The organism is Streptomyces sp. NPDC002671 (assembly GCF_053592475.1).
On sequence record NZ_JBSFVU010000018.1, the window covers coordinates 70,121 to 86,860 of the forward strand.

17 protein-coding genes and 3 pseudogenes are annotated in these 16,740 nt (G+C 69.9%); 12 read left to right on the forward strand and 8 right to left on the reverse strand.

Features of this window, described 5'->3' with window-relative positions; translation table 11 throughout:
* The first annotated feature begins 43 nt into the window (after positions 1-43).
* From ACWD35_RS26595 to ACWD35_RS26615, 5 genes and pseudogenes are all read left to right on the forward strand, one after another.
* Positions 44-1,273: an acyl-CoA dehydrogenase family protein gene (locus tag ACWD35_RS26595; protein WP_451353802.1), complete on the forward strand. Its 1,230-nt coding sequence runs from the start codon at positions 44-46 to the stop codon at positions 1,271-1,273.
* Between the two features lie 87 nt (positions 1,274-1,360).
* The gene (locus tag ACWD35_RS26600) at positions 1,361-1,819 is read left to right on the forward strand and encodes an RrF2 family transcriptional regulator (RefSeq protein WP_451353803.1); all 459 of its coding nucleotides are present in this window, start codon (positions 1,361-1,363) and stop codon (positions 1,817-1,819) included.
* Positions 1,804-2,031, forward strand: a pseudogene (locus ACWD35_RS26605) (sulfate ABC transporter substrate-binding protein); the annotation flags it as partial. The gene ACWD35_RS26600 and the pseudogene ACWD35_RS26605, both read left to right, overlap by 16 nt.
* 280 nt (positions 2,032-2,311) lie before the next feature.
* Positions 2,312-2,563: a DUF6400 family protein gene (locus ACWD35_RS26610; RefSeq protein WP_451353804.1), complete on the forward strand. Its 252-nt coding sequence runs from the start codon at positions 2,312-2,314 to the stop codon at positions 2,561-2,563.
* Positions 2,547-2,777, forward strand: coding sequence for a hypothetical protein (locus ACWD35_RS26615; RefSeq protein ID WP_451353805.1), 231 nt, complete (start codon positions 2,547-2,549; stop codon positions 2,775-2,777). The genes ACWD35_RS26610 and ACWD35_RS26615 overlap by 17 nt, the downstream gene beginning before the upstream one ends.
* Positions 2,778-2,779: 2 nt before the next feature.
* Here the strand turns inward: ACWD35_RS26615 and hypE are convergent, their stop codons facing one another.
* The 7 genes from hypE to ACWD35_RS26650 form a co-directional block, all read right to left on the reverse strand.
* Entirely contained in the window at positions 2,780-3,820 is a 1,041-nt protein-coding gene (gene hypE, locus ACWD35_RS26620; protein WP_451353928.1) for a hydrogenase expression/formation protein HypE, read from the reverse strand.
* Positions 3,821-3,875: 55 nt separating this feature from the next.
* Entirely contained in the window at positions 3,876-5,060 is a 1,185-nt protein-coding gene (gene hypD, locus ACWD35_RS26625; protein ID WP_451353806.1) for a hydrogenase formation protein HypD, read from the reverse strand.
* Positions 5,057-5,377, reverse strand: coding sequence for a HypC/HybG/HupF family hydrogenase formation chaperone (locus ACWD35_RS26630; protein WP_451353807.1), 321 nt, complete (start codon positions 5,375-5,377; stop codon positions 5,057-5,059). The genes hypD and ACWD35_RS26630 overlap by 4 nt, the downstream gene beginning before the upstream one ends.
* Before the next feature lie 10 nt (positions 5,378-5,387).
* On the reverse strand, positions 5,388-7,859 hold the full coding sequence (gene hypF, locus ACWD35_RS26635; RefSeq protein WP_451353808.1) for a carbamoyltransferase HypF: 2,472 nt from the start codon (positions 7,857-7,859) through the stop codon (positions 5,388-5,390).
* Positions 7,856-8,551, reverse strand: a complete 696-nt coding sequence (gene hypB, locus ACWD35_RS26640) for a hydrogenase nickel incorporation protein HypB (protein ID WP_451353809.1) — start codon at positions 8,549-8,551, stop codon at positions 7,856-7,858. The genes hypF and hypB overlap by 4 nt, the downstream gene beginning before the upstream one ends.
* 2 nt (positions 8,552-8,553) lie before the next feature.
* Positions 8,554-8,961 (reverse strand): hydrogenase maturation nickel metallochaperone HypA/HybF, encoded by a 408-nt coding sequence (locus ACWD35_RS26645; protein ID WP_451353810.1) that lies wholly within the window; start codon positions 8,959-8,961, stop codon positions 8,554-8,556.
* Between the two features lie 184 nt (positions 8,962-9,145).
* On the reverse strand, positions 9,146-9,526 hold the full coding sequence (locus tag ACWD35_RS26650; protein WP_451353929.1) for a LysR substrate-binding domain-containing protein: 381 nt from the start codon (positions 9,524-9,526) through the stop codon (positions 9,146-9,148).
* A 209-nt stretch (positions 9,527-9,735) separates the two neighbouring features.
* On the opposite strand from ACWD35_RS26650, the gene ACWD35_RS26655 reads away from it, so the two are divergent.
* From ACWD35_RS26655 to ACWD35_RS26665, 3 genes are all read left to right on the forward strand, one after another.
* Positions 9,736-10,167 carry a GNAT family N-acetyltransferase gene (locus ACWD35_RS26655; protein ID WP_451353811.1) on the forward strand — a complete coding sequence of 144 codons (432 nt, stop codon included), beginning with the start codon at positions 9,736-9,738 and terminating at the stop codon, positions 10,165-10,167.
* Between the two features lie 43 nt (positions 10,168-10,210).
* Positions 10,211-10,918 carry an SDR family oxidoreductase gene (locus tag ACWD35_RS26660; protein WP_451353812.1) on the forward strand — a complete coding sequence of 236 codons (708 nt, stop codon included), beginning with the start codon at positions 10,211-10,213 and terminating at the stop codon, positions 10,916-10,918.
* A gap of 188 nt (positions 10,919-11,106) precedes the next feature.
* Positions 11,107-13,005, forward strand: a complete 1,899-nt coding sequence (locus tag ACWD35_RS26665; RefSeq protein WP_451353930.1) for a lamin tail domain-containing protein — start codon at positions 11,107-11,109, stop codon at positions 13,003-13,005.
* 280 nt (positions 13,006-13,285) lie between these two features.
* Here ACWD35_RS26665 and ACWD35_RS26670 read toward each other — a convergent pair whose 3' ends face one another.
* Positions 13,286-13,840 (reverse strand): TetR/AcrR family transcriptional regulator, encoded by a 555-nt coding sequence (locus tag ACWD35_RS26670; protein ID WP_451353813.1) that lies wholly within the window; start codon positions 13,838-13,840, stop codon positions 13,286-13,288.
* A 387-nt stretch (positions 13,841-14,227) separates the two neighbouring features.
* Here ACWD35_RS26670 and ACWD35_RS26675 point away from each other — a divergent pair, with 387 nt between their 5' ends.
* From ACWD35_RS26675 to ACWD35_RS26690, 4 genes and pseudogenes are all read left to right on the forward strand, one after another.
* On the forward strand, positions 14,228-14,746 hold the full coding sequence (locus ACWD35_RS26675) for a hypothetical protein (protein WP_451353814.1): 519 nt from the start codon (positions 14,228-14,230) through the stop codon (positions 14,744-14,746).
* Positions 14,747-14,886: 140 nt separating this feature from the next.
* Positions 14,887-16,113 carry an FAD-dependent monooxygenase gene (locus tag ACWD35_RS26680; RefSeq protein ID WP_451353815.1) on the forward strand — a complete coding sequence of 409 codons (1,227 nt, stop codon included), beginning with the start codon at positions 14,887-14,889 and terminating at the stop codon, positions 16,111-16,113.
* Between the two features lie 241 nt (positions 16,114-16,354).
* Positions 16,355-16,583: pseudogene (locus ACWD35_RS26685) on the forward strand (hypothetical protein); the annotation flags it as partial.
* Positions 16,572-16,679, forward strand: a pseudogene (locus ACWD35_RS26690) (DUF2637 domain-containing protein); the annotation flags it as partial. The pseudogenes ACWD35_RS26685 and ACWD35_RS26690, both read left to right, overlap by 12 nt.
* Between the last annotated feature and the right edge of the window lie 61 nt (positions 16,680-16,740).

Sequence of the window (16,740 nt, forward strand, 5' to 3'; positions counted from 1 at the left end):
CCCAACACCGCGCCCTGCCGCCGAACTTGAGGAGAGCACTGCCATGGGCGTTGCCACTGCGCCGTCCGACCCCGCCTCCCAGTCCGCCCGGACCGGGCCCGGTCGTGCGCACTGGCTGCGCGTGGCCCGCGAGGCGGCGGACGACCTGGCCGCGGACGCGGTGGCCAGGGAGCAGGCAGGCAAGGTCCCGCTCGACGAAGTGTCCCTGCTGCGCGAGGCAGGACTGCTGACGCTCCTGGCACCGGCCGAGTCCGGGGGAGGCGGCGCGGACTGGCCCACGGCCTACGCCGTGGTCCGGGAGATCGCCGCAGCCGACGGTGCGATCGGTCAGCTGCTCGGCTGTCATTACTTCACGTCGTGGAGCGCCCGGTTCTTCGCCAAGCCGGCCCTCGCCGCGCGGGTCGAACGGCAGTCCACGGAGGAACAGTGGTGCTGGGGCGGTGGTTTCGCCCGTCAGGAACCTCCTCTGACGCTGGCCAGGACAGCTGGTGGCCAGTTCCTCGACGGCCGGCAGAGCTACGCCACCGGGGTCCTGATCGCCGACCGTCTTGCCGTGCGGGCCGTGTGGGCCGACACCGGTGAACCACTCGCCGTCGTGGTGGATCCCGCCCGTCGCGGCGTGCGGATCGACGGCGACGCCGACGCGTTCGGCCAGCGGCTCGCGGCAGGCGGAAGCGTGGATTTCGACGCCGTACCGGTCGCCGCCGACGACGTACTCGGCTCCCTGGCCACGGACGAGGACAGCCTGTCTCCCCTGGCCGCCCTGGCGTCTCCGGTCGGACGCCTCGTCTCCGTCCAGCTGCTGCTCGGCATAGCCGAGGGAGTGCTCGCCGAGGCCCGTGAGTACAGCAGGACAGGTCACGCACCCTGGCGCCCCGCCTGGCCGGTGGGCACTCCCCACGACCCGCAGCTGCTGGCCGCCTACGGAGAAATCACCGTCCTCACCCGCTCGGCGTCCGCACTCGCCGATCAAGCCCTGGAAGCCGTGCGCGGCGGGCTGGTACGCGGCGAAGACCTCACCTACGACGAGTGCGCGGAGATCTCCGCACTCGCAGCCATGGCCGAAGCCGCCGCCTCCAGGGCCGTACAGGAGTCCACCAACCGCGCTCTGGACACCATCGGCGCCCGCTCCACCTCCTCGCGGCTGGGCTTCGACCGCTTCTGGCGCAATGCCCGGACTCACACGTTGTACGAGCCCATCGCCCACCAACTCCGCGATGTCGGGGACTACTTCCTCAACGGCACCCACCCGCCCTTCGCCCTGCCCGCTTGACCCGGCACACCCTCGCAGCCGCATCACACCCCCGCAGCGGCCTGCCCGAAGCGGATGCCTGCAGAAACCGTACGGAATAATGCGCGTATGCGGATCTCAGCCAGGGCGGACTACGCGGTACGTGCCGCACTGCAGCTCGCCGCGTCGCCAGACGACGCTCCCCTGAAGGCCGAGGCCATCGCCGACGCCCAGGACATCCCGCACAAGTATCTCGAAGGCATCCTGAACGACATGCGCCGTGGCGGTCTCGTCCTCAGCCAGCGCGGCGGCAACGGCGGCTACCGGCTGGCCAGGTCCGCAGAGTCGATCAGCATCGCAGATGTCATCCGCATCGTGGACGGACCACTGGTCTCGGTGCGCGGGGTCCGCCCGCCGGACCTGTCCTACACCGGTCCCGCCGAGTCGCTGCTCCCCCTGTGGATCGCGTTGCGGTCCAACGTGCGCGAGGTCCTCGAGCGCGTCTCGCTCGCCAATGTCGCGTCGGCCCAACTACCCGCTGAGGTGTCCGCGCTGACCGATACTCCGGGAGCCTGGACCAACCCCTGACATGCGTGAACACCCTGTTGCCAGATGCTTGCGGCTACGGCTCCAACTCCAAGATCGGCTACTTTCCCAACCTCACACTCGCCACCGCGCTGGTGGGCGTCCAGGAAGGGCTGTTCCAGAAGGAGCTCGGCGGCACCAGGATCAAGGCGTCGACCTTCAACGCCGGTCCCTCCGAGATCGAGGTGCTGAACGCAGGATCCATCGACATTGGCTGAATCGACCCTCCCCCACCATCGTGTGAAACCGGGCCCCTCTGATGTGGCCGGGCATGAGCTTGGCCACACAGGGGCCCGCGTCCGGCCTCGACATCCGAGCAGAGATATGGGTGAAATGCGCCTTATATCAACATAAGCGTGTCGTATTTGTGAGGATTGCGTCCCGTATCGGGTCGACGGGTCAGTGATGTCCGCTCGACTTCCGCACCCTTCCCCCTCCAGCACCCGCTCTGGTACACGTGGCGGAATCAGTTCGATTTCGTCCGAAAGTGCCCCCATGATCCAGGACTCCGATCCCGACCACCTGACCTTCACGATCGACCTCACCGCCGAGGAGGCCCGGCGCCGGGCCGAGGTCGTGGCCGCGCTCGGGTCCGACTGGGACCCCGTGGAGGTCCTGCGGTCCGAGGAGGCCGCGTACGCTCTGCTCTACTCCGGCCTCGACGCCGAGCAGCAGCGGATTCACAGCATGCTGGTCGCGGCGGGCGTACTGCCCGGTCAGGAGCCGGGCCGTGCGTCTTCCCATTGACCCCCACGCCGACCCGGCCCGGCGCGCCTGGGTCGCCTGCCCGGGGTGCGACGACGCCCGCGAGTGTGAGACCTGTCTGGACGGCCGCAACTGCCGTACGCACTGGCGCTATCTGATCGCGAACAAGGGGCCCCGGGTCCACCTGCAGTGCCCGAACTGCACCCACACGTGGACCCTCGACACCGCGCGAGAGCGGCGCGGGCGCCGGGGCTGACCTCAGCAGATCCGCGGCAGCTGCTCACCGAGCGGCATGTCCACGACGCGGGTGCCGCCGAGACCGGTACGGGCGACCACCATGCCCGGGTGCGCCTCGACCGCCTCGCCGATCACCGCCGCGCCGACACCCATGGGGTGGGCGCGCATCGCGGCCAGCACGGCGTCCGCCCGGTCGCGCGGGACGAAGGCCACGAGCTTGCCCTCGTTCGCCACGTACATCGGGTCGAGTCCGAGTACCGTGCACGCGTTGGCCACCGCGTCGGGAACCGGCACCGCCCGTTCGTTGAGGACCACGCCGGTGCCCGATGCCACCGCGATCTCGTTGAGCGAGGCGGCCAGGCCCCCGCGTGTGGGGTCGCGCATCACATGCACGTCCGGTGTCACGGCGAGCATCGCCTCGACGAGGCCGCCGAGCGGCGCGCAGTCGCTCTCGATCTCGACACCGAACTCGAGACCCTCGCGCAGGCTCATGATCGCCACACCGTGCACACCGATGGGACCGCTGACGATCACCACGTCACCGGGCACGACCCGCTGCGGACGCAGATCGACCCCCTCGGGGATCAGTCCGATTCCGGATGTGTTGATGTAGATGCCGTCCCCGTGACCGGCCTCCACGACCTTGGTGTCCCCCGTGACGACCTCTACGCCCGCCGTGCGCGCCGCTGCGCCGAGGGCGTTCGCGACGCGAGCGACGGTTTCGGTCGCCACGCCCTCCTCCAGGATGAAGCCGCAGGAGAGGTGGCTCGCCCTGGCTCCGCTCATGGCGAGGTCGTTCACGGTGCCGTTGACGGCGAGGTCGCCGATGCTGCCGCCCGGGAAGAACAACGGGCGCACCACGAAGGAGTCCGTGGAGAACGCCAGGCGGGCGCCGCCGATCCGGACTTCGGCCGCGTCCGTGGTGTGCGAGAGGGCCGGTCCCCCGAAGGCCGGCGCGAAGAGGTGCTCGATCAGCTCGGCGGACAGGGCTCCGCCGCCGCCGTGGCCCATCACGATCCGGGACTGGTCCCGCAGCGGTGCCGGGCAGGTCCAGGCGAGCATGTCGGGCGCCCGTTCCGAGGCGGAAGAGCTGACGGTGCTGGTGGTGCTTGCGGTGTCAGGCAACGGGGCTGCCCTCCCGGGAAGCGGTGGTCGAGGACGGGGTGCCGAGGGAGGCGCTGTTCACGGCAGGGAGCCGCTGTCCCGGGGCTCCCGGGTCGAGCCGTCGGTAGAGGTAGTAGGCGGCGCAGGCGCCTTCGCTGGACACCATCGTGGCGCCGAGCGGGGACCGGGGCGTGCACGTGGTGCCGAATGCCTCGCACTGGTTCGGTTTCAGCAGGCCCTGGAGGACCTCGCCGCTGCGGCACTCGGCGGGTTCCCGGGTGTCGATGCCCTCGACGGAGAAACGGTGCTCGGCGTCGTGGTCACGGTATCGGTCGGACAGTCGCCAGCCGCTGTCGGGGATCACGCCGATGCCCCGCCACGCCCGGTCGGTGACCTCGAAGACGTCGCTGAGCATCGCCTGCGCGGCCGGATTGCCCTCGGCCGGAACGGCTCGCGGATAGGCGTTTTCGACCGTGTGCTCGCCCCGTTCCAGCTGGAGCACGGTCCGGCGTACGCCCTCGAGGATGTCCAGCGGCTCGAAGCCGGTGACGACGATCGGCACTTGGTGTCGTCGCGCGAGCTCCGGGTACTCCGCCGTGCCCATCACGCTGCAGACATGGCCGGCGGCAAGGAAGCCCTGGACGCGGCAGTCCGGGGACCGCATGATCGCCTCGATCGCCGGGGGGACGCGGACGTGGGAGACGAGCAGGCTGAAGTTCCGGATGCCCCGCCTGCGTGCCTGATGGACCGTCATCGCGTTGGGCGGAGCCGTGGTCTCGAAGCCGATGCCGAAGAACACCACCTCACGGTCCGGGTTCTGCTCGGCGATCCGCAGCGCGTCGAGCGGAGAGTAGACCACCCTGACGTCGCCGCCCTGCCCGCGCACCTGGAAGAGGTCGCGGCCCGTGCCGGGTACGCGGAGCATGTCCCCGAACGAGCAGAAGATCACTCCGGGGCGGGAGGCGATCTCCAGGGCCTTGTCGATGATCTCCAGCGGCGTGACACAGACCGGACAGCCCGGACCGTGGATCAACTCGATCTCCGGAGGGAGGAGTTGGTCGATCCCATGACGGATGATGCTGTGGGTCTGTCCGCCGCAGACCTCCATCAGCGCCCAGGGCCGGGTCACCGTCGCACGGATCTCGTCGAGCAGCCGCCGCGCCAGCCCGGGGTTCTGGAACTCGTCGATGTACTTCACGGCCGCACCTCTCCGGCGACGCTGTCGTGCGCCTGCCCCTCGCTCCCCGCCGCCTCGGCGGCCGTGTCCCACGGGTCGCCGAACTCTTCCTGGAGCAGGCCGAGGGTTTCGAACAGCTCCAGCGTCCTCTTGGCCGACTCCTCGTCGAGCCGCTGAAGGGCGAACCCCACGTGCACGATGGCGTACTCGCCGACCTTCAGGTCCGGCAGGTACTCCAGGCACACCTCCTTGACCACACCGCCGAAGTCGACGGTGGCCATCCGGGTTCCGTCCCGGTCCTCCACGTCCAGCACCCGCCCGGGTACCGCCAGACACATACGGGTCTCCTCACTGTCGCTGTCCTGGCGCCTCGCCGGGCGCTTCCACGGCGGTGGCACGGGCCGCCACGACGAGCTGTCCGAGGGCCAGACCGCCGTCGTTGGGCGGGATCAGGCAATGGCGCAGCACGGTGAACCCGTCCTGGCGCAGCCCCTGGGCGCAGGCTGTCGACAACACGCCGTTGGTGAACACTCCCCCGGTCAACGCCACTGTCTTCACGCCGAGTTCGTCCCGCGCGACGGCGCAGACCTCGCGCACCAGGCGTGCCACGGCTCGGTGGAAGCGCGCCGCGACGACGGCGGCGGGGGTGCCGCCGCGTACGTCGTCGACGACCGCGGCCAGCAGGGGCGCGGGGTCCGCAGTGAGCGGGTCGCCGGGTCGGCGCGCGCCGAGCCGGAAGCCGTAGCGGGGGTCGTGCTCGGTGTCCGGTGAGCGCAGGGCGGCGGCTTCCAGCTCGATCGCGGCCTGCGCCTCGTATCCGGCGTGGTGCCGGATGCCCGCGAGGGAGGAGACCGCGTCGAACAGGCGGCCCATGCTGGAGGTCGGCACGCAGTTCACACCTCGCTCCAGCTGCTGTTGCAGGAGCCGGAGTTCGTCGGGCGGGCAGACGCCGGTGCAGGGCAGTGCGGGGTCGGCCGGCATTCCGGCGGCAGCGAGGTGGGCGAGGGCCATGCGGTACGGGCGTCGTACGGCCGCGTCGCCGCCGGGCAGCGGTACGTAGGCGAGGTGGGCGAACCGGGAGAAGCCGGCGTAGTCGGCGAGAAGGAACTCCCCGCCCCAGACGGCGCCGTCGAGGCCGTAGCCGGTGCCGTCGAAGGCGACGCCGAGCACCGGACGCGTGCCGTCGAGACCGTTCTCGGCCATGGCGGCGGCGATATGCGCGTGGTGGTGCTGGACGGGGACGACGGGCCGCCCGTCCGCGTGGCGCCTGGCCCAGTTCGCGGAGCGGTAGGCGGGGTGGCGGTCGGTGGCGAGCAGGGCGGGCCGCACTCCCGTGACGGATTCCAGCTGCTGCTCGGCACAGGCCAGGGCGAGCTGGGTGGCGAGGTCGTCCATGTCGCCGATGTGGGCGGACAGCCAGGCTTTGCGGCCCTCGCCGAGGCAGAAGGTGTTCTTGAGGTCGCCGCCCACGGCGAGAGCGGGGGCGACGTCGACCGGAAGGGTCACCGGCAGGGGGGCGTATCCGCGAGAGCGGCGCAGGGTCAGCTGCTCCCCGTCGCAGACGCGGACGACGGAGTCGTCGCAGGGGACGTGGATGGGCCGGTCGTGCAGCAGCCATGCGTCGGCCAGGCCGGCGAGCCGGGTCAGTGCCTCCGTGTCGTCGGTGACGATGGGTTCGCCCGAGAGGTTGCCGCTGGTCATGACGAGCAGTCGCGGTCCCTCGCTGTTCGGTGCGCCGAGCCCCAGGAGCAGGTGGTGTACCGGGGTGTAGGGCAGCATGAAGCCGAGGTCGGGGCTGCCCGGGGCGACGGCGGGTGCCGGGGCGGCGCCCGGGTGCGGCACGGCGTCCTCGCGGCGGCGCAGCAGGACCACGGGGCGGACGGGGCCGGTGAGAAGCTCGCGTTCGAGGGGGCCGAGGTGCACCAGCGGTTCGATGTCGGCGAGTTCGGCGGCCATGAGCGCGAAGGGTTTGTCGCCGCGTGCCTTGCGGCGGCGCAGTTCGGCCACGGCCGCGGGGTCGGTCGCATCGCAGGCCAGGTGGTAGCCGCCGAGGCCCTTCACGGCGAGGATCGCGCCGTCCGCGAGCATCCTCCGCGCCTCGGCGAGCGGGTCGGTGTCCGTGCCGGGTGCCGGCGGGCGTGCGGGGCCGTCGAGGGCGGTGATCAGGCGCAGTCGGGGGCCGCAGCGGTGGCAGGCGACCGGCTGGGCGTGGAAGCGCCGGTCCGCCGGGTCCTCGTACTCCCGTGCGCACTCCGGGCAGAGGGGGAAGCCGGCCATGGTCGTGTGGACGCGGTCGTAGGGCAGGCCGGTGACGATGGTGAAGCGGGGGCCGCAGTGGGTGCAGGTGATGAAGGGGTGCAGGTGTCGCCGGTCGGCGGGATCGGCGAGTTCGGCGAGGCAGTCGTCGCAGGTGGCCGTGTCGGGCGGGACGAGCGTGTGCACGGCGCCGCCCTCCTGTGAGGGCACGATGGTGAAGCCGCTGCCTCCGGTGGCGGCGACGTCCAGGGTCTCGACGGACTCCACGCGGGCCAGGGGCGGTGCCTCGGGGGCGATGCGAGCGCAGAAGTCCGCGACGTCCCCGGCGGCACCCTCGACCTCCGCGACGACGCCGTCCGCCGTGTTGGTGACGTGTCCGGACAGGCGCAGCCCGGTTGCCAGGGCGTAGAGGTAGGGCCGGAACCCGACTCCTTGGACGACACCCCGCACGAGGACCCGGCTGCGCCGTGGGGCCGCCCCGGCGGCCGGACGCTGCGATGCCGCGGAGTGCGCCCGCTCCTGTGGCGCCGCCGGTGCGGAGGAGCCTGGTGGGGCTGCGGTCATGCGCCGGCCCGGGCCATCACCGGGGCGTGGACGCGGGAGCCCTGGGCAACGGCCAGGGCCCGCTGGAGGAGCAGTCCGGCGCCCCGGTCGTCGCGCACGGAGCTGAGGGCGACCTCGACGCCGGGGTTGACCTGCTCCACGTTCCGGCGGAAGGCCGTCTCGTCGAACTCGGCGGGTTCGGCCAGGTCGGCCTTGGTGACGATCACCAGATGGGCGAGGCCGAACGCCGTGGGGTACTTCAGCGGCTTGTCCTCCCCTTCGGTGACCGAGGCGAGTACGACGCGCAGGGACTCTCCGAGGTCGTAGCCGGCGGGGCAGACGAGGTTGCCGACGTTCTCGACGAACAGCAGCCGGGTGGGCTCGGGCAGCCAGTCGTGCAGGTGCCGGGCGACCATGTCGGCTTCCAGGTGGCACAGGCCGTCGGTGAGCACCTGCTTGACCGGGACGCCGGCGCGGGCCAGGCGTTCGGCGTCGTTCTCGGTGGCCAGGTCGGCAGTGATCGCTGCCGTGCTGACGCCCTGTTCGCGGGCGAGGCGCAGCTCGCGCTCCAGGAGGGCGGTCTTGCCGCTCCCGGGGCTGGAAAGCAGGTTGACGACCGTGGTGCCGCGGTCGGTGAGTTCGGAGCGCAGGATCCGGGCCGCGGCGTCGTTCTTGGCGAGGACCGCCCGCTGGAGGTCGACTGCTCGGCACATGTTCAGCTCTCCTCGTAGGCAGGCCGGCGGATACGGTCGCCGGTCTCGGCAGGATCGGTGGGTCCGGCCGCCCAACGGACCTCGCGGATGTGCAGTTCACGACCGGAGACGAGCTCGACGGCGGCGGTGCCGCAGCCGGGGCAGAGCAGTCGGGGCGGCATGCCGACCGCCCAGTCCTGGGAGCACGGCTCGCAGCGGGCCGTGCCCGGCACGGTGTGGGTGATCAGCTCGGCGCCCGCGACGGCAGTGCCCGCTGAGGCCAGCTCGAAGCAGAAGGCGAGCGAGTCGGGGACGACGCCGGCCAGTTCCCCGACGTCCAGGCTGATGCTGCTGACGCCGGTGGCCCGGCGGGAACGTGCCGCCGCCTCGACCTGCTCGACCACGGCGAGCGCGACGGACATCTCGTGCATCGGTCTCCGTCCTCGAGCCAGGGGGTCGGCGCCATTACAGGACGGTCCGGGAACGGGCGCCGGACCGGCACGCCGGAGGGGCGCGACGGTGTCGTCCGTTCGGTGCAGCAGCGAGAGCACCAGCACTGGTGCAGGCGCACACTCTCGAACTGTGCTGGTGGGAATTCGGGCTGTCTGCCAGGGGTCAGCCCCAGGGGGTGCCGGCAGCCGCGGCCAGCACCAGCCGTTCATGAGGCGGTTGCGGACCGACAGGGCGCCAGACGAGGTCCGGATCACCGGCCGAGCTGCTCCGGGGCCGCAGCGCGACCAGATCATCCTCGCCGATGAGCCGGTGGCGGAACAGCGTATGGCTGCCCTGATCGTCGGCAACCGTGTCAGGGGTCCAGCCGTGCTCGCGCAGGTGCGTGAGCACAGCATCCGCGTAGCCGGGGGCGCGTTCCGACGGAAACCACAGCAATCGCTGGCCGCGCAGTTCGGGCCAGGTCAGTTCCGGTCGGACGGCGAGGGGGTGACGGCCGGACAGTACGACACCGAGCGGCTCGTCGTTGACCGTGCGCAGCTTCAGGCCCGAGGCGTCCGACGGGCTGCGGTACGCCCCGGCACACCCCGATGGTCACCGTCGGGGCTGTGGCGCGCGCCGCCGCGATCGACGAACTCAGCTCGCGTGGTGTTCGACGAGACGGTCAACAGCCTGGGTCGTGTGCATTGCGGCAGCGGTCGGCCCGACCGCAGTATCGAGATCGAGGTGGCGGAGCTCCTGGCGGAGGAGCCGGCGTGACCCTCCGCGACGCCGCACCCTCGGACGCCTGTGACATCTACCGCCTGCTCAGCGGCTTTGTGACGAGCTACCGGCCCGACCGAGCGGTCTTCGACGACATCACGTTCCCCCGGATCATCGAGGCTGCCGCAGACCGCAGAGCCGAGTTCCTCGTCGCCGAGCAGGACTCGTACGTGACCGGGTACCTGCTCGCGTTGCGCATGCCCACCCTTTTCGCGGGCGGAACGATCCTCGAACTGCTGGAGCTCACCGTGGATACGCCCGTGCGTGGCCGCGGTACGGGTTCCGCGCTGGTCCGGGCCGCGCAGGCGAGGGCCCGGGAGGCAAGGGACGTCGAGGTGACCGTGCCGACCCGCAGGGCGGCCGACTTCTATCGTGGTCTGGGGTTCCACGAGAGCGCCGTCCATCTCAAGTGGTCCACTGCGTGATCGGGAAACCGCCGAATTCGGCCGCGCAGCGAAGGGTGACGGCATGCAGATCCATGGGGCAACGGCACTGGTGACCGGCGCCAACCGTGGGCTCGGGCAGGTGATGACCCGGATGCTTCTGCAACGCGGCGCCCGGCGCGTCTATGGCGCGGCCCGGGACCCGCGGTCGGTCGTGGAGGCCGGCGTGATTCCGGTCCGCCTCGACGTCACCGACCCCACCCAGGTTGCCGCAGCGGCCGAGACGTGCGCGGATGTGACCTTGCTGGTCAACAACGCCGGGGTCCTGACCGACAGCCCCCTGCTGGCCGCACCCGACCTGGATGCCGCCCGCACCGAGATGGAGATCAACTACTTCGGCACGCTCGCCATGTGCCGCGCCTTCGCACCGCTGCTCATCGGCAACGCGCCCGGCGCCATCGTCAACGTGCTGTCCATCGCGAGCTGGTTCACCAACCCGGCGATGGGCTCCTACAGTGCCTCCAAGGCCGCCGCCTGGGCCCTGACCAACGGGGTCCGCGGCGAACTCCACGACACCGGCGTCCTCGTCGTCGGCGTCCACTGCGGCTACATCGGCACGGACATGCCCGCCCATGTCACCGGCCCCAAAAACACCCCGGAAGCCATCGCCCGACAGACTTTCGACGCCGTCGAAGCGGGCCGGACAGAAGTACTCGCCGACGAACGCACCCGACAGGCCAAGTCGTCCCTGGGGCTCCCTCCCAGCACAACAGCATCCGCCCGGCACCCGTAGGGTTGGCGTGGAAAATGGCAATGTGCGCCTGGTGTTCCGGTGGCCAGCAGGTGGCATTCAGCTGGAATGCACACTGTTTCAAGATCGTGTCGCCATAGTTCCGCCTCGTGTCTACCTCACACTCGCGTGCCGGCGTCGCCTCTGTATGCGCCGCGGCTTTGACGCTTTCAGGACTGCTCGTGACAGGGATGGTTGCCGCTCAGCCTGCGGCTGCCGCGGACCCGGCCGGCTACCAGAATGTTCGGATCAACGAGGTCACCTCGTCGAACAGCGACACGGTGGAGCTGTACAACACCGGCTCGATTGCAGTGAGCATCAGTGGCTGGAAGATGTCCGACGACAGCTTCTCGCCGCAGACGTTCAGCCCGTCCTCCAGCACGATCCCGGCAGGCGGCTTCGTCACCTTCAACTCGCCCAAGGGGCTTGGTGATTCGGACAAGCTTGTGATCTACACGGCAGGCGGCGCGGTGGTCGACCGCGTCGAGTGGGCCACCAACGGGGCGAAGCCGGCGATGGCGCGTTGCGGCGGCGACGGCACCGGGGGGTGGGTGACCACGACCGCGGCGTCCACGTTCGGCGCCTCGAACGCCTTGGGCTGCCCGTCGTCGGTACCGGCGGCGAGCCGGGTGCGGATCAACGAGGTGACCTCGGACGGCGCGGACACCGTGGAGCTGTACAACGGCGGAACGAGCGCGGTCAGCATCGGGGCGTGGAAGTACGTCGACAATGACACCACCCACTCCCCGGTCTTGATCTCGTCCTCCTCGCCGAACGCGACCAGCATCCCCGCGGGAGGCTACGTCACGTTCAACTCCACCCTCGGTCTGGGCGACAACGACTCGGTCTTCCTCCTCGACAGCAACGGCAACACCGTCGACTCGGTGACCTGGGCGACCGCTGGCGCGAAGCCGTCGGACGAGCGCTGCGCCAACGGCACCGGCTGGTTCCAGACCTCCACGACCGCGACGCTCGGCAGCGCGAACTCCTGCTCGGGCAGCGGCGGTGGCGGTGGTACCGGCGGTGGTGGCGGTCAGCTGCTGGGTGGCGGCGGCGCGCTCACCAGCGGCTGCACCCCCGAAGCGCCCTCCGGTACGGGTTCCACCCCGGCGGGCACCCTGGCGTGGCCGGGCGGGCTGGACGTCACGATCGCCGACAACGTCTGCGCGTTCACCACGTCCACCGGCCCTGAAGGCCGGGACCTGAGCGGCCTGGCGTTCGACCCGGCGAACCCGTCGGTGCTGTGGGCCGCCAAGAACAAGAACTGGCTGTACAAGCTGGTCAAGAGCAACGGCAAGTGGATCCCGGACGCGTCATGGAGCGCGACCGGCAAGCAGATCCGTTTCGCCGGCGGCACCGGCCAGCCGGACTCCGAGGGCCTGACGGTCGGCGCCAACGGCCACATCTACGTGACCTCCGAGCGTGACAACACCAACAACACGGTCCCCAAGGACACGATCATGGAGTTCGACCCGGCCGCGACCGGATCGACGCTGACGCCGATCCACCAGTGGGACATGACCTCGCAGTTCCCGCAGCTCAACACCGGCAGCAAGGACGACGCCAACCTGGGCTTCGAGGGCGTCGGCTACGTGCCGGACAGCTGGCTGACCGCGAACGGCTGGGTCGACCCGCTCACCGGCGCCGCCTACAACCCTGCGAACTACCCGCTGCACGGGTCGGGCCTGTACTTCGCCGGCCTGGAGTGGGACGGCACGCTGCACGTCTACGGCCTGAACTCCGACGGCACGTTCACCACGTTCGGCACGATCGCGACCGGCAAGGTCTCCGTGATGGACGTGACGTTCGACGCCGGAACCCAGCGCATCATCGCGACCTGCGACAACACCTGCGGCGAGACGCACACCTTCATGAAGGTCAACGCCGGCGGCGCGATCGTTCCGGACCTGACCTACACGAACCCGGCCGTCATGCCGACCGACAACCTGGAGGGCTTCGCGATCGCGCCGACGTCGACCTGCGTCAACGGCTTCCGCGAGGCGGTCTGGAGCGACGACGGCATCTACGGCTTCGGCTCCGGAAGCTCCTCCTACGGACACGCTGTCTACAGCGGCACCTTCCCCTGCTGATCCTGCCGACCATGGGAGACGGCTCGCGCACGGGGCCACCCCCAAGGTGAGGCGCCCAAGCAGTACGCAGCGATGAAGCTCCTGGCAGACGGGGTGACGACCAAGACCACCCGCGTCTGCCAGGAGCTTCGTCGTGCCTGTCCCGGGGCCGCCTTCGGCGTCGGCGCGAGCTTTGTCCGCCGCAGCCGGCGCACCGGCGAACCCGACTTCTACCGCTGCCACTCAGCCGCCCCAGCCTCGCCACCCGTCTGATCACCTACCGGCATGTTCAGCGCCATTGCTAGGACCTCTTGAGCGCGAGCCCCTTCGAGACTGGGAGGTGACCGTGCAGGAGGAGGCTGACGATCTGGTCTACCACCGTCTCGCCCGGCGGTTCGCGGTTCACCGCGGCCAGGTAGACGACGGTTCCGGAGTAGATGTCGACCATCAGTGACGTATCGGTGTCCGGCGGCAATCGACCTTCGAGGCGTGCCCGCTCCAGCAGTTTCACGACCGACGCGCGGCGGGGTTCGATGAGCTCGGCGAAGGCTCCGGTACCGGTGGGATCCTCGATCACATCGGCGAGAAGCGCCGGGAGGATCAGGCACGTGGGCATGGCGGAGACGAGCTCGATGGTGAGCCGGACGGCGGTGCGCAGGTCGGCTTCCAGGTCGCCGGTCTCATGGATCGGAGGTAGGGGGACTTCCCCACTGAGTGCCTCGATCACCAGCGCGGCCTTGTTCGGCCACCACCGATAGATGGTGGCCTTGCTGACTCCGGCCCGCCGTGCGATGCCTTCGAAGGAAAGCCGCTGATATCCGACCTCGCCGAGTAGGTCCTTAGTGGCTCGAAGCACCGCTTCGTGAGATCCCCGGCGGCGCCGCCGGGAGTCAGGCGCGATGGGGTCGGGCTGGGCGCACTCAGGAGCCAGAGGGTTCTGACGGCCGTTCTGCGGCCTGGGAGCAACCACCGCACGCCTCCCTTGTGAGCCACTGGTACACCCGTTGACTTTGCCCGAGAAGTGAGCCTATCTTGACGAAACGGGGCGTTTCGTACCGTATCGTCCATCTGTACTCAATAGTAAGATCTCGCAAGCCCGCCAGGAAACCGCTACGACATTGTTCAGCGCTTCCGGCGGGTGGATCACCGTACGCCAGACCCGCGCGCAGGATCTGGCGCACCCGGGCGTTTTTGTCTGAGCGCCCGAGATCCCTGTTTCGACCCCCGGAAGGGGCACATCGTCATGCGCGCGACTACGACCAGGATGCGGCGCATAGCCGCTGTGGTCTGCACGGCACCCATCCTTGCCATCGCGGCCGGAGCCGGCGCTGCCAGCGCTGCCGCTTTCCCCTCGTCGTCCAACGTTGCCTCTGTTTCCTCTCACGACAGCAGCTGTTGTTGGGAGGACGGCTGGGGATGGGGACACCGCTGCGGTGACGGCTGGGGCTGGGGCTGGGGAGACCACTGCTTCTCGGGTGACGGCTGGGGCTGGGGACACCACGGCCACTCCAATGACGGCTGGGGCTGGGGAGACCGCGGCCACTCCAATGACGGCTGGGGTTGGGGAGACCGCGGCCACTCCAGTGATGGCTGGGGCGGGGGCTCCGACCACGGCTCCCGTGGCGACTACGGCGGTAGCGGCGACCACGGCGGCGGTGGCGGTGGCTACGGCGGCGGCGGCTACGGCGGCGGCGACCACGGCGGCGGTGGCGGCGGCTACGGCGGCGGCGACGGCGGTGGCGGCGGTGGGCATGGATACTGACGCTCCAGCGCAGTGAGTTCTCGATCAACATGCAGCAGTTCTGTGAGTGCTGCACCCGGATGCCCGAACATCTCGGGCATCCGGACCCGTCTGGAGCAGCAGGCCTCCCATCCGACCCGTAGCCGGGGTGGTGTGTAGCGGTGAGGATCGTGTGCGTCGGTGCGGGGCCCGCAGGGTTGTATTTCGCGATCTCGGCCAAGTTGCGCGATGCCGGACACGAGATCACCGTGTTCGACCGTGACCCGCCCGCGGCCACCTACGGCTGGGGTGTCGTGTACTGGGACGACCTGCTGGACGTCCTCTATCGCAACGATCCGGAAAGCGCGCGGGAGGTCACCGCCAGGTCTGTGCTGTGGCAGGACCAGGAGGTGCGTGTGCACGGCTCGTACGGCGAGCAGACGGCGTACTTCGGGGGTTACGGATACAGCATGAGCCGATCGGCACTGCTCGACGTCCTGGCTCGGCGTGCATCGCAGCTCGGCGTCGACATCCAGTACGGCCACCACGTTGCGGCTCCCTCGGCACTTCCCGAGGCGGACCTTCTCGTTGCCGCCGACGGTGCGCACAGCCGGATTCGGGGACAGCACGAAGCATTCGGAACTCGCATTGATGTCGGTCTCAATCCCTACATCTGGCTCGGCACGGACCAGGCGTTCCGCAGTTTCGTGTTCAGCTTCGAGCGGACACCGACCGGATGGATCTGGTTTCACGCCTATCCCTCGGTCGCGGGAATCAGCACCTGCATCGTTGAATGCTCACCGCAAACCTGGCACGGTCTGGGACTCGACGTGCTCGCCCCCGACCAGGGAGTGCGGCTGCTGGAAGACATCTTCAAACGCGCACTCGACGGCCACCGCCTGCTCAGCCGATCACGGGGTGCACCAGCGCATTGGCAGCGCTTCGCGCACGTGACCAACAAGGCCTGGTACCACGGGACGACGGTGCTCGTCGGCGACGCTGCACACACCACCCACTTCACGTTGGGGTCGGGCACCAGACTGGCGATCATCGACGCGATCGTCCTCGCACACAGCCTGAGCGAATACCTTCACGTGGAGGACGCTCTGCGGGAGTACGACCGCCATCGCCGCGAGGAACTCCACACGGTGCAGGCGGCCGCGCGTACGAGCATGGCGTGGTTCGAGCACCTGGACCAGTACGTCGACCGCGATGCTGTCGCGTTCGCGCACGCCATGTCGGTACGCCACGGTGGCCAGAACCCCTGGCACTACCAGCTTCACCTTGCCACCCAAATCGCTGCCGTACGCACGGCACGGCGCGCCTTCGCTACTGGCCGCCGCTGGTACCTCGCCCGCCGACGAGGCGAAGGGCAATACAACCAGTCACGTCAGACCACCGAGCCTTGATGCACAAGAGGTCCTAGCAATGGCGCTCAACATGCGGACAGTGGCACAGTCTGGAGACCGTGCCTTGGGCCCCTCGATATGAACTACGGGCGGGGAGCGCCCAGCACGACGATCCCGCTGGCGAGAATAGTCCCGCTCTGCAGCCGCCCCGCCGGTGTGGCCCGCATTGCGTCCGCGGTCGTAGCGGGGCCCGCCGACAGCCGGGGCCCCAGGACTACGCCTTGTCGAGCTGACCTGCTCTGCGGCCGAGTTGCTGCCCGCGTTGGCCAGGGAAATGGAAGACCGATACGACCTGATCAAGGCCCGGCAGGGCATCGCACCGGACACCCCCAACCACCGTGCTGTTCGTTGACGAGATGATGCTCGGCGACATCGCACCCGAAGTGGTCTACGCCGCCTGCGCCATTGCCCTCGAACGCCCCGGCCTCGCCGTGCCCGGTCACACCGTGACACCTCCGGCGGCGGGGTGGTGCTGGTTCGTCATCGCCCTCACCGCATCTCTCGGCGCCAACGTCGCCACTGCCGGACTCCTCGACATGGCCCGAGTGCCGGCATGGCTGCGCATCGAGCCTGCTGCTGGTGACTGGTCGCCGTCGCCAGCCTGTCGGCGACAGCGGTCTCTCTATG